Below are 11,451 nucleotides of genomic sequence, written 5' to 3'. Positions count from 1 at the left end.
TTATTCAAATGGACTGTACTCTTGCGCTGTCTCGGACCCGGCTGTGGCTGGTTGGTCGTGAGCACCTGGCGCGAGCCAGCCTTGGCATTCGTGCTTCGGAGGCGATCCTGTTAGCTCTTTAGGGCAGCGGCCGGTGCCTCAGGTCGGCCTACAGCCGATAATAGGTGACGGGTTGGTCCGGTGATGCCGGCTCCGCGGCGGGTTGTCTGTATCCCGACGGGTCCATGGAGCGCGGGCGGACGCGGACTCCGGTGGTAGATAAGGAAGTGCCCTCTTGCCCCCGATCGGCCTTGCCCTGCATGCTTTTGGTGTCCGGCCGGCACGGGGCGTCAGGTGATGGCCTCTGCCGTGTCGAATCGGGTGCGGTTGTCCTGGATCTCGTCGTGGTGGGTTCCGGCCCAGTCGATCAGAGTGGTGATGGCGATGAGCAGGGTGGTGCCCAGATCAGTCAGTGCATACACCACCCGTGGGGGCACCTCGGGATAGGCGGTTCTGGTGATGAGACCGTCACGCCGTAGCTGGTGGAGGGTGTGGGTGAGCATTCGCTGGGAGAGACCCGGGATGGAGTGAAGCAAGTCGGTGTAGCGCAGTGGCCCGCCCTGAAGCGAACTGACCACGAGCACGGCCCACTTGTTGCCCGCCCGCTCGATGATCTGCCGGATGGTTTCCCCGTGTTCCGCCGGCCAGCGGGAACACGGCCCGGACAGTGCCCCAGCCTGCCGGATGCTCGGGTCGGATTCCATGGCGCACCTGCCCTTCCAGTTACGCACACGCGTGTGCCTTTTGTATCGAATTCAATACTGTCCCATTATGGAGTTATGCACCATGTGTAAGAAACCGGTTTAGGGCCATCGGACCAAGGCACTTGAAAAGAATGGCCATCTTCGTTTTCAATCATTTGGCCGAGACCGACAGGACCTGCACGGCCGAGACCATCACCCCGGGCCGTCACGTTTGACGTTCGGCTTCGCACGCACCCAACAGCGGAAGGTTCAGCCGATGCGGCAGAAACGACCGCCCACACCCAAACCATAGGAAGGCCATGTTCATGCGCGCCGCAACAGTTTCCCACTTCGGTGGACCCGAGGCAGTCGAGATCACAGAGGTCCCGGTACCTGTACCGGGACCCGGGCAGGTGAGGATCAAGGTCAGCGCGGCTGCGCTGAATCCGGTGGACGCTGCCATGCGTTCGGGGGTCTTCGGCGGTGAGGGGGAACGGATCGGCCTCGGCTGGGATGTTGCCGGCACGATTGATGCCGTGGGGGCCGGGGTCAACTGGCCTGTCGGGGACCGGGTCATAGGCCTGGCCACGGGCCACAATGAGCCGCTGGGCACACATGCCGATTACGTCGTGCTTGACGCAGAAGCCATCGCCCCGGCCCCTGCCTCCCTCGACGATGTCCATGCCGCGGCGCTGCCCCTGAACGCGCTGTCCGCAGCGCAGGCCCTGGGCCTGCTGGCGATGCGGCCGGGGCAAAGCCTGCTCGTCACGGGAGCGGCCGGCGGGGTCGGGGGGCACACAGTGGAGTTGGCCCACCGACAGGGCCTGGAGGTCACCGTGCTGGCCTCCGCCGGCGACATACCGTTCCTCGTCTCTCGCGGCGCCAACCACTTCCTGACCCGCGGGGCGAACCTTGCACCTGCCGGCTTCGACGGTGTGCTCGACGCCGCAGGCCTGGGGAACGAGGCGATCGCCGCAGTCCAGGACGGTGGCTCCTACGTCGGCTTGTGGCCGGGACAGGAACCGGATTCGGAACGCGGCGTCCGTGTCGATGCGCTCGACGTGCGGGCCGACGGCGCCCAGCTCGCCGAGCTTTCCCGCCTCGCCGACCAAGGTGAAATTAGTGCCCGCGTCGCACAGACCTACCCGCTCGAGGAGGTAACGGCAGCCCACGCCAGGTTGGCTGAAGGCAGCCTGCGCGGACGGCTCGTCCTCATCCCCTGACTCAGGAGGCCGATGCCCATCCCCACCACCACGGCGAGCAACCCGGGGCCCGGGACATCCATGGACCCCAACGAACGAATTGACACCCACGCGAATATCCCGGGCGGTTCATGACGCCGTCAAAGCACCGAGGCCGGGGCCCGCTGCTCTGAGAGGGGATTCCACCACCAGGAGGGTTCTTCTCTGATGAGGCCCTGCACGTCATGCACACAGACGGTGCCCACGTGAGCACGCGGGCCACGGGTCATGCCCACCATATAGGTTCATCAGAGACACTCAACGACAAGCATTGGCATTAAGCAGGTGATGCTCCTGGTTTTCCAGGAGCATCACAAGTATTAGCCGAGTTTCGCTAGGCGCCGCTGTACTGCTCGAAGCGCGTCAGCGGGGTTTCCCCGGACTCCGCCAGCCGCTGCAGGGTGGATAGACGCGGGCCCAGGGCGCTTCCGAAGCGTATGTCCCAGTGGTCGAACTCGTCGGCCGCCAGCGAGCGCCGTGCGTGGTGGACCCAGTTCGGGTTGTCCAGCATCTCGCGTCCCAGCAGCACGATGTCCGCGTCCTGGTCTTCGATCATCCGGCTTGCCTGCTCCGGATCCACGATGAAGCCCACGCAGGCCACCAGCGCATCAGTGCCGGCCTTGATGGCGCGAGCGAAGTCGGCGTGGAATCCGAAGCCGCGGCGCACCCGGGTGTCGCTGGAACGGTCGGTGGTGATGCCGCCGGAGGAAGTGTCGATGACGTCCACGCCGGCGGCGTTCGCGTGCCGGGAGAACTCGACGATGTCCTCGATGCCCAGGCCGCCGTCCAGCACGCCGTCCACCGAGGACACCCGGTAGGCCAGGATGATCTCGTCGCCGATCACCTCGCGGATGGCGCGGATGACCTCCAGCGGGTAGCGCATGCGCCCGGCGGTGTCCCCGCCGTAGCCGTCGGTGCGGGTGTTGGAGATGGGGGAGAGGAAGGAGTGCAGCAGGTAGCCGTGGGCGCCATGCAGCTCGATGTAGCGGAAGCCCGCCTCGGCGGCGCGGCGCGCGGCGGCCGCCCACTGGGCGACCGACTCGGCGATCTCCGCCTCGCTCATCTCGGTCGGTACCGGCCAGTTCGGGCCGGCCGGCAAGGCCGAGGGGCCGACGGTCTGCCATGGCGGGTTGCCCGCTTGGGCGTCCGTTTCGTCCAGCGGGGCGCCGGCATGCCACGGCTCGCGCACCGAGGCGCGGCGGCCTGCATGGCCCAGCTGGATGCCGGGGACCGAACCGTGGGCGTCCAGAAGGTTGGCGATGCGGGCCATGCCCTCCACGTGGGCGTCATCCCACAAGCCCAGGTCGAAATGGGAGATGCGGCCGCGCGGCTCGATGGCCGTCGCCTCGACGATGACCAGCCCCGCGCCGCCCAGGGCGAAGCGCCCCAGATGGGCCAGGTGGAAGTCGCTGACGAAGCCGTCGACAGCCGCGTACATGCACATGGGCGAGACCCCGGCCCGCAACGGCAGCGTGGTGCCGCGGATGGTCAGGGGCGTGAAGAGCGCCCGCTCCTCGGGGTTTGCTGTGCGCGCGTCAATAGTCATGCCAGCACTCTACCGAGCAGCCGGGCGGCCCGGGCCGCCAGTCCCATTTCCCGGAACCGCCAGCTCAGCGCCGTGCGGTGTCCCGCGACGAAGGAAGCAGCAGGGCCAGCGCCGAGGCGAACAGGCAGCTTGCGGCGACGGCTGCGAAGGCAAGCGCCAGGCCGGCCTGGGTCAGGAACTGCGACCCTCCGGCGGACACCGCGAAGCCGGAGAGCAGGACGGCGAACAGGGCGCTGGCGGCGGCCCCGGAGAAGGTGCGGATCAGCGAGTTGATGCCGTTCGCTGCCGCGGCATCCTGCGCCGGGCTGTACCCCATGACCAGTGCGGGCATGGCCGCGAAACTCAGTGCCGTGCCCACGCCCACCAGCGCCGCGCCAACCACGATGGCGGTGAGTGAGCCGTGCGTGAACAGGCGGAAGACGAAGGACAGCGACATGACCAGCGCACCCAGGGCCAGCACCTTGCGGCCGTCGATGCGGTTGAGCAGCATGCCGGCCACCGGTGAAAGCCCGGCCATGGTCAGCGATGCCGGGATCATGACCAGCCCGGCGTCCACCGGGCTGAGGTCCAGCCCGGAGCCGAGGCCCGCCGGGGCCTGCACCTCGTGGGCGGTCAGCAGGTGGTTGGCGAACATTCCGGCGGTGGCGAAGAAGGTGGCGATGTTAGTCAGCAGTACCGGACGGCGGAAGGCGGTGCGCAGATCGACGACCGGGCGGGCGCTGCGCAGCTGCTGCGGAATCCACAGGCAGGCTGCCAGGATCCCGAGGCCTGAAATCACCGCGAGCGGCAGCGGATGCGTGCCCCACCAGGCGGACTTCGAGAGGACGAACAAAACGCTGCCCAGCACCACCGACAATCCCAGCGCACCGAGCACGTCAAACCGTCCGCCGGGGTAGACGCCCGCATCGCGGACCAATGCCAGTGCGCCGGCCATGGCCAGAAGCCCTCCGGCGGCGGAGAATACGAAGATCCCCGAGGTGCCCAGGGCGCCGCTGCCAAGGATCCCGGAGAGCAGCAGCCCGGTGGTCGACCCCAGTCCGATGGTGGCGCTCATGACGGCGATCGCGGTACCGGCACGGCCCGCCGGCATGATGTCGCGCAGCAGGCTGATGCCGATGGGAACAATGGAGGAGGCGCAGCCCTGCAGGGCACGGCCCGCCAGCACCCAGCCGAAGCCCGGCCCCACCGCGGCCGTCAGCGAACCGGCCACCAGCAGTCCCAAGGCGGCCAGCAGCAGGCGCCGCCTGCCGTACATGTCCGCCATGCGCGAGAGCACCGGGGTGCCCACGGCCCCGGCGAGCAGGGTAATCGTCACCAGCCACGAAGCATCCTCCGCCGAGACCCCGAGGTCTTCGGAGAAGCTGGGCAGCGACGGGACGATCAGCGTGAACTGCATAGAGGAGAGCATGCCGCTGACGGCAAGCAGGAGGACAGTGGGCCTCCGGGTGGCGGCCCACTTGGCCTGGGGCTCGCCGGTTTCGAGGCTGTGGGTAGCGCTCATGGCAGCAACCGGCGCTCGCCGGTGGTTGGGCTGGCAACGGCAATGGAAGTCATTGGGCGGCTCCGGATTCCAGGAAGGTGCGGAACACTTCCGGCAGCCGGATGGCTTTCTGATCCGGGCTGACGGTCACCAGCCAGTTGGAGGCCGTTGCCACCAGGGTCTGGTCGCTGCGCCGCCACATCTGGAAGTCGAAGCGGACCGAGCAATTCCCGATTTCACCGACCCGCAGCTCGATGGTGATTTCCTCGAAGAGCCGCGCCGCTTGCAGGTAGTCGCAGTGGGTGGCCCGTGAGACGGTCCACCAGCCGAAGCGTTCCAGCAAGGTGTCCTGGCGGAATCCGTTCAGCAGCAGCCACTCGGTCTGCAAGGCTTCCATGCGCGGGAACCAGGTGGCGTAGTACAGAATCCCGGCAGGGTCGGTGTCCGCGTAGCTCAGGCGCTGGGTGTGCTCGTGCACTGGCTCGTGAGCGGTGGCCGATATACCGGAATTGGTCTGCATATGCCTGTGGAAATCCCTTGTCGATAGCTTGTTGCGCGGGGGGCGCAGAGTCGGAAATTTTCCCACCCAACCAAACGCATGCTTGGTAATGAGAGATTAAGCCTTTATGCTCAATGTAGCAAGCGTTTGGTTGATGGTTGGCCGCAGAGGATATGAACTTGGCAGCCGCGCCGGATCTCCGGCGAATCGACGGCTATTTGGCCGCTATCGACTCGGGAATCGCCACACGCACACAACTATCGGCACACGGTGGGCTGGTCATCCCAGCAGCACCGCTGGTGAGAAGAAGGGCAGGAAAGCGATGTCAGTCGTTATTGACCTTAAGGATCGGGTGGTGCTCGTGACGGGCGGCGCCCGCGGAGTCGGTGCCGGAATCACCCAGGCATTTCTCGACGCCGGAGCTGTCGTGGAAATCTGCGGCCGCAACCTCCCCTCGGACGGAGGAGTCAGCGAGCATCCGTCAGTGCATTTCACGCGGCTTGATGTACGCAACGCAGAGCAGGTGCAGGAGTGGGTTGCCGACGTGCAGCGCCGCCGCGGCCGCATTGACGTTGCCGTCAACAACGCCGGCGGATCTCCCTTCGGCCGCTTCGAGAAAGGTTCGGCCCGCTACCTGCAGGCCATCACGGAACTGAACTTCCTCTCGGCCGCGCACGTGGCCAGCGCCGTGCTTCCGGTGATGATGAGCCAGCCGCAGAAGGGCTCCATCGTGAACATCACCTCCATCAGCGCCCGCCGCCCGAGCCCGGGCACCGCGGTGTACGGCGCGGCCAAGGCAGCGCTGGAAAGCCTGACCGGAAGCCTGGCGGTCGAGTGGGCTCCGCACATCCGCGTCAACGCGGTCAGTTGCGGCCTGGTGGCCACCGAGGGCGCGGTGGACCACTACGGAGACGAGGACAGCTACAAGAAGGTTGCCGCCACGATTCCGCGCGGACAGCTCGCCGAACCCCGCGAGATCGGCGCGGCCTGCGTCATGCTCGCCTCTGATATGGCATCCCACGTCACCGGCGCGGTGCTGGATGTGGACGGCGGCGGAGAATGGCCTGCCTTCCTGGCGCACACGCCGAACGCCGAAGAACTGAAACCACTTGAACTGGAAGTAGAAGGAGCAATCTAATGGCAGAGGCAGTTATCGTTTCAGCGGCGCGTTCGCCGATCGGCCGCGCCTACAAGGGATCGCTGCGCGAAATGCGCGGCGATGACCTGGCCGCGCAGATGGTCCAGGCCGCACTCAACGCGGTTCCCGAGCTGGATCCGCACACCATCAACGATTTGATGATGGGTTGCGCGCAGCCAGCAGGCGAGCAGGGATACAACATCGCCCGCATGGTCGCCATGCAGCTGGGCCTGGACGCGGTTCCGGGCACCACCGTTCACCGCTACTGCTCGTCCTCGCTGCAGACCACCCGCATGGCATTCCACGCCATCAAGGCCGGCGAGGGAGACGTCTTCATCTCCGCCGGCGTGGAAACCGTTTCGCGCTTCGGCCTGGGCAAGTCCGACGGCATGCCGGACACCAAGAACCCCGCCTTCCTCGCCGCGATGGAGCGCACCAAGGCGCTGAACGAAGACAGCTCCTTGAGCTGGAGCGATCCGCGCGCCAAGGGCGAGCTGCCGGACATCTACATCGCCATGGGCGACACCGCAGAGAATGTCGCGCAGCTGCGCGGGGTCTCCCGCGAAGCCCAGGATGAGTGGGCGGTGCGCAGCCAGAATCTGGCCGAAGCCGCAGGGCTGCGCGGATTCTGGGAGAAGGACATCACCCCGGTCACCCTGGGCGACGGCACCGTGGTGTCCACCGATGACGGCCCGCGCGCCGGGGTGAAGCTGGAGAAGCTGGCCACCATGGCACCGGTATTCCGTGAGCACGGCACCGTAACCGCTGCGAACTGCTGCCCGCTGAATGACGGCGCCGCGGCACTGGTGATCATGAGCGATACCAAGGCCAAGGAACTGGGCCTGAGGCCGCTGGCGCGCATCGTGTCTACCGGCGTGGCCGCCATGACCCCCGAACTGATGGGCCTGGGGCCGGTCGATGCGGTGAAGCGCGCACTGGCCAACGCCAAGATGTCGATCAAGGACATGGACATCATGGAGCTCAACGAGGCCTTCGCCGCCCAGGTGCTGCCGTCCATCGACGATATCGGCATCGATCCGGAGAAGGTCAATGTCAACGGCGGCGCGATTGCGCTGGGCCACCCTTTCGGCATGACCGGCGCCCGCATGACCACCACCGCCATCCACGCATTGCAGGAACGCGACGAGCAGTTCGCCGTGGAGACCATGTGCGTGGCCGGCGGCCAGGGCATGGCGCTGGTGCTGGAGCGCATGAGCTAGCACCTGCCGCGAACGCTTGGATACAGCGCACGTCCCTAGGAAAAGCTCCTGGTGGTGTGCGCTGTGCCATGCCCGGACGGGCTGCCAGAAAGGTGGCGGTATCCGACGTTCCGGACACGCAAAGCAGAGCCCGGCAACCAGTGCTGGGACATGGTTGCCGGGCTCTGCAAGGCCTGGCGCGCTAGCCTACCGGCTGCGGCACTGGCACCTCGCGGTTGCGCACCGCACGCGGGTCGATGACCTCGCGGATCAGGCGCAGTTCCTCATCGGTGGGCAGACGGGTTTCCGGAGCGTTGGAGGCATCCAGTGGGAATCCGGTGTTGTCGGTGACTTCCTGCGGGTCCACGCCCGGGTGCACCGAGAGGACCTTGACCCGGCCATCCTCGTCATAGCCGAGCACGGCGAGGTTGGTGATGATCACGCCCAGATGATGGTGCTTCAGCCCGGCGGCCTTCGCGCGGTCATTGCCTACGCCGGAGACCATGTCCACCGACTCGACGAACAGCCGTGCGCTGTGCCGCGCCACCCAGTAGTCCACACGGTGATTGGCGGTGTTGCCCGGGGCACCGCGCACGCCGATGAGCTGGCGCTTTGGCTTGTCCCAGTCGCCAATCAGCGAGATGTTCTGGTTGCCGTACTGGTCGATCTGGCTCGCGCCCATGATGCTTTGGCGGCGGCCGGTGACCACGATGTCGAAGATGCGGCGGAACGGAGCCCAGCCTTCGATGACGCCGCCGGCCGAGGCCGGCTTGCCCAGCGGGGAGGCTTCGCTCATCATGAATGCTTCGCCGTCGCTGAGGATGATGTCAGGGGAATGGGTAAGCTTGGCCAAGCGTGCACCAATGGATGGGACAATGCCCACCGCGTGGGCCAGCAGCTCGCCGGATTCACGGTAGATGTCCGAGCAGGCTGCAACGCAGATCTCGGCAATGGTGATGTCATTAGGCATTGGCTTTCTCCTTTTCTGCGTGGAAGCGCTCGACGGCTGCATGGAATGCCGCCTCGTCGCCTGCCAGGAATTCTGCGCTGAAGGCATCCCAGGCGGCAGGGTCCTTGGCGGATGCGGCGTAGTGCTTCTGGAAGACCTCGTCGCGGCCGTAGTCGGGCTCGCAGGTAGTGAAGTGCGCGCCGCGCGGGGTCTCGACGACACCGGTGACGTACATGCGGCTGAGCATCAGCGTGTGGTACGAGCCCTCGTCGAGCAGGTTCTCGGTGGGGACGATCTTCTCGGTGCTCACATAGGTGCGGTCGGCGGCCATCGCGTAGAGGTCGTCGAAGTACGGGTCCGGCCCCAGGAACTGCACGTTGCCAGCGGCGTCGGCACGGTTGACGTGTATCAGCGCGACATCCATGCGGATTGCCGGCACCGCGACGTACTCATCGTCCGAATAAGGGGATTTGACCATCTTCAGGTGCTTATTGGCCGGCAGCACATCCGAGCCGATGCCGGCCAAAGTTGGCAGGAAGGACAGGCGAGAGGCGCCGGCGCGCAGGCCGGTGACGAACATGCCTTCGTCATATTCCTGCAGCTCCAGCTCGCCGCGTTCGCGGGCCGCGGTGAACAGCGGATCCAGCGGAATGCTGTCCAGGGTGACGAAGCCGTAGATCAGCTTCTTGACCTTGCCGGCTGCGACCAGCAGTCCGACATCCGGACCGCCCAGGGAGACCACGGTTAGGTCCTTGACGTCGGTGCGCAGCAGTTCGCGGACGAAAGCCATGGGCTTGCGCCGCGAGCCCCAGCCGCCGATGCCAATGGTCATTCCCGATTCGATGGACGCTACCGCGTCACTGAGCTCCAATCGCTTGTCAGGCATTGGGCTTCCCTCATTTCTTCAACTAATAATGAACCTAGCGCTCGCTTGGTTGCAAGGCTAGCATGGATGAGATGAATAAGTCAGTGCAGTCCCATTGGGTAGCGAGCATGCTGGTCGGGGATTGGATTCGAGGGACATGAGGTTTGTTTCAGTGCGAAGCCTGCTGACGCAACGCCGTTAAATGCGAGCGAGCAGGCGATTCCGTGCTCTGCCTGTGGAAAGCTCCTCCAGCTTGGCGGAGGTCAAAGTATGGTTTGCGCATGAGGAGGGGAAAAATTGCTTGGTCGCTCGTAGGAGTCGCGGCAGTGAGTGTCTTGCTTTGGTTTTTCACGAGGCCCGCCGACTATATAAACGGGGTGTTCCAATGGATGCACCCAGGAGCGCTGGCTTTGGCCGCGGTCGCACCCATTGGCACCCTGGTGGCGGTGGGCACGGCATCGTTCCTTGCGTATCGAACTCTTCGTTACAGGTCTCGTGTTGACGATGCCGATCAATGGTGGAAACGCGCGCAATATGGAATCGATCTAGTTCACGGGACTGCAGCGCAGAAGGCGGCCGGGAGCGACCTTATTAAGACGCTTCTCGGACCTTGGCTCAAAAACGCCGAGGACGGTGAGACCGCGAGGATGGCAAAGAAGACGCGCAAGCGAGCTGGATCCTACGGATGGAAGGTTTCGGAGGAAGAAAAGGAAATGCTGAATCGGATTCTTCAAAGCGCATTGGAAGGCAGCGCCCCGGACTCCTTGACCGACGAAGAGCTTGAAGAATTGGAAGCTAAGGAGCAGGTGGGTAAGGGATTGGTTGCCTCTCAGGTGGAGAAGCCGGATTCAAGTGGTGCACATTTTGAAGCTTCAACTGCTAAGAACAAAACTTCTCCGTCAAATCACCCGTTCGGCCGTAGAATGAACATGGGAGAAGGGGCAATCGATGAGCCGAAAGAAGAAGCCGAATGAGCAGGCTATCCCGGCTACGACCAAGGCGCGAGTAGTTAAACTTGGCGATAACTACATTGTGCTTGGCCAGAACAACGAGCCACTGACGACCAGATATCCCGCCGACAGTTTTCGCTATATAACGGACGGGGCGAAGTCAGCCTACCAACTGGCCACCTTGGACGGTAAGCGGCCAAGCGACGCGATCATCGCCCTGGCTACTTACGTTCCTCCCGGACAAAGAACTGCTTAACGAGAAGAACCACGTCGAGTGACGGGGTTCTTCTCATGAAACTTGGGCGTTGCTGCCTGGGGATCCTGAGCTAGGCGCGGCCGCCTGGAGGGCCCATGATCAGCATGACGGTGAAGATCAGTGCGACAATCACGACGGCTGTCACCGCAGTCAAAATCGGTCGGCCAACCATCCAGCGGAACAGCGTGTCGATCCACTTGTCATCGTCCGGGTGGTCGCTCTTGGTGGTGCGCCATTCGCCTTCCAGCCGTCCCTGCTTTTCCAAGCGGCCTTCATAAGGAATGGTCAGGTAGGGGATCACCGAGGTGGCCGCGGCCAGCACGATGGAGCGCTTGCTCCAGCGCTGGTTGATGCCGACCAGCACGCCGGTGGCGACATAGGAGAGGAAGACGAAACCGTGCACGAATCCGGCAATGGAAACCGGCCAGTCGCCCACCTTCACGACATACTTCAGGATCATGGCGATGATCAGCAGCGTCCAGGTGACTGCCTCGGCCCGGGCAACGATGCGGAATAAAGTGCGTGGCGACATATCTTGATTTCTGTCCCTCGGAATTGCGAATAAACCGGTTCTCCGTTCAGAACCCATCCAAGTCTAGCGGTAGC

The 11,451-nt window shown here is 64.7% G+C and carries 12 protein-coding genes; 5 read left to right on the top strand and 7 right to left on the bottom strand.

Translation table 11 applies throughout. The features are described from left to right. Positions 1–329: 329 nt before the first annotated feature. Complete coding sequence (locus ATK23_RS13040) at positions 330–743, bottom strand: winged helix-turn-helix transcriptional regulator (protein WP_066143065.1); 414 nt, start codon at positions 741–743, stop codon at positions 330–332. A gap of 392 nt (positions 744–1,135) precedes the next feature. Here ATK23_RS13040 and ATK23_RS13035 point away from each other — a divergent pair, with 392 nt between their 5' ends. Next, positions 1,136–1,945 (top strand): NADP-dependent oxidoreductase, encoded by an 810-nt coding sequence (locus tag ATK23_RS13035; RefSeq protein ID WP_211286070.1) that lies wholly within the window; start codon positions 1,136–1,138, stop codon positions 1,943–1,945. 352 nt (positions 1,946–2,297) lie between these two features. Here ATK23_RS13035 and ATK23_RS13030 read toward each other — a convergent pair whose 3' ends face one another. The 3 genes from ATK23_RS13030 to ATK23_RS13020 form a co-directional block, all read right to left on the bottom strand. Continuing rightward, positions 2,298–3,509, bottom strand: a complete 1,212-nt coding sequence (locus tag ATK23_RS13030; protein ID WP_066143067.1) for an NADH:flavin oxidoreductase/NADH oxidase — start codon at positions 3,507–3,509, stop codon at positions 2,298–2,300. 64 nt (positions 3,510–3,573) lie between these two features. Continuing rightward, on the bottom strand, positions 3,574–5,010 hold the full coding sequence (locus ATK23_RS13025; RefSeq protein ID WP_066143070.1) for an MFS transporter: 1,437 nt from the start codon (positions 5,008–5,010) through the stop codon (positions 3,574–3,576). Between the two features lie 49 nt (positions 5,011–5,059). After that, positions 5,060–5,509, bottom strand: coding sequence for an acyl-CoA thioesterase (locus ATK23_RS13020; RefSeq protein ID WP_066143072.1), 450 nt, complete (start codon positions 5,507–5,509; stop codon positions 5,060–5,062). Between the two features lie 334 nt (positions 5,510–5,843). Here ATK23_RS13020 and ATK23_RS13015 point away from each other — a divergent pair, with 334 nt between their 5' ends. Together ATK23_RS13015 and ATK23_RS13010 are read left to right on the top strand one after the other, a co-directional pair. Further along, positions 5,844–6,626, top strand: coding sequence for an SDR family oxidoreductase (locus ATK23_RS13015; protein WP_217994572.1), 783 nt, complete (start codon positions 5,844–5,846; stop codon positions 6,624–6,626). Continuing rightward, positions 6,626–7,846 (top strand): acetyl-CoA C-acetyltransferase, encoded by a 1,221-nt coding sequence (locus tag ATK23_RS13010; RefSeq protein WP_066143077.1) that lies wholly within the window; start codon positions 6,626–6,628, stop codon positions 7,844–7,846. Before ATK23_RS13015 ends, ATK23_RS13010 begins: the two co-directional genes overlap by 1 nt. Before the next feature lie 181 nt (positions 7,847–8,027). Here ATK23_RS13010 and ATK23_RS13005 read toward each other — a convergent pair whose 3' ends face one another. Continuing rightward, positions 8,028–8,795, bottom strand: a complete 768-nt coding sequence (locus tag ATK23_RS13005; RefSeq protein ID WP_066143079.1) for a CoA-transferase subunit beta — start codon at positions 8,793–8,795, stop codon at positions 8,028–8,030. Further along, positions 8,788–9,660 carry a CoA transferase subunit A gene (locus ATK23_RS13000; protein ID WP_066143082.1) on the bottom strand — a complete coding sequence of 291 codons (873 nt, stop codon included), beginning with the start codon at positions 9,658–9,660 and terminating at the stop codon, positions 8,788–8,790. Before ATK23_RS13000 ends, ATK23_RS13005 begins: the two co-directional genes overlap by 8 nt. A 305-nt stretch (positions 9,661–9,965) precedes the next feature. Here ATK23_RS13000 and ATK23_RS12995 point away from each other — a divergent pair, with 305 nt between their 5' ends. Together ATK23_RS12995 and ATK23_RS12990 are read left to right on the top strand one after the other, a co-directional pair. After that, complete coding sequence (locus tag ATK23_RS12995) at positions 9,966–10,613, top strand: hypothetical protein (RefSeq protein ID WP_066143084.1); 648 nt, start codon at positions 9,966–9,968, stop codon at positions 10,611–10,613. Beyond that, entirely contained in the window at positions 10,588–10,845 is a 258-nt protein-coding gene (locus ATK23_RS12990; RefSeq protein ID WP_066143087.1) for a hypothetical protein, read from the top strand. Before ATK23_RS12995 ends, ATK23_RS12990 begins: the two co-directional genes overlap by 26 nt. Before the next feature lie 70 nt (positions 10,846–10,915). Here the strand turns inward: ATK23_RS12990 and ATK23_RS12985 are convergent, their stop codons facing one another. Further along, positions 10,916–11,377, bottom strand: a complete 462-nt coding sequence (locus tag ATK23_RS12985; RefSeq protein WP_066143091.1) for a DUF3817 domain-containing protein — start codon at positions 11,375–11,377, stop codon at positions 10,916–10,918. Positions 11,378–11,451: the final 74 nt, after the last annotated feature.

It is taken from the genome of Glutamicibacter nicotianae (assembly GCF_002797775.1).
In the GTDB taxonomy this organism is placed as follows: domain Bacteria; phylum Actinomycetota; class Actinomycetes; order Actinomycetales; family Micrococcaceae; genus Glutamicibacter; species Glutamicibacter nicotianae.
This window is presented reverse-complemented; position numbering and strand designations above follow the sequence as displayed.

What these genes read in the sequence shown, in the direction of transcription:
- ATK23_RS13040 (WP_066143065.1), bottom strand. Translation starts at nt 743, where the DNA reads ATGGAATCCGACCCGAGCATCCGGCAGGCTGGGGCACTGTCCGGGCCG.
- ATK23_RS13030 (WP_066143067.1), bottom strand. Translation starts at nt 3,509, where the DNA reads ATGACTATTGACGCGCGCACAGCAAACCCCGAGGAGCGGGCGCTCTTC.
- ATK23_RS13025 (WP_066143070.1), bottom strand. Translation starts at nt 5,010, where the DNA reads ATGAGCGCTACCCACAGCCTCGAAACCGGCGAGCCCCAGGCCAAGTGG.
- ATK23_RS13020 (WP_066143072.1), bottom strand. Translation starts at nt 5,509, where the DNA reads ATGCAGACCAATTCCGGTATATCGGCCACCGCTCACGAGCCAGTGCAC.
- ATK23_RS13010 (WP_066143077.1), top strand. Translation starts at nt 6,626, where the DNA reads ATGGCAGAGGCAGTTATCGTTTCAGCGGCGCGTTCGCCGATCGGCCGC.
- ATK23_RS13005 (WP_066143079.1), bottom strand. Translation starts at nt 8,795, where the DNA reads ATGCCTAATGACATCACCATTGCCGAGATCTGCGTTGCAGCCTGCTCG.
- ATK23_RS13000 (WP_066143082.1), bottom strand. Translation starts at nt 9,660, where the DNA reads ATGCCTGACAAGCGATTGGAGCTCAGTGACGCGGTAGCGTCCATCGAA.
- ATK23_RS12990 (WP_066143087.1), top strand. Translation starts at nt 10,588, where the DNA reads ATGAGCCGAAAGAAGAAGCCGAATGAGCAGGCTATCCCGGCTACGACC.
- ATK23_RS12985 (WP_066143091.1), bottom strand. Translation starts at nt 11,377, where the DNA reads ATGTCGCCACGCACTTTATTCCGCATCGTTGCCCGGGCCGAGGCAGTC.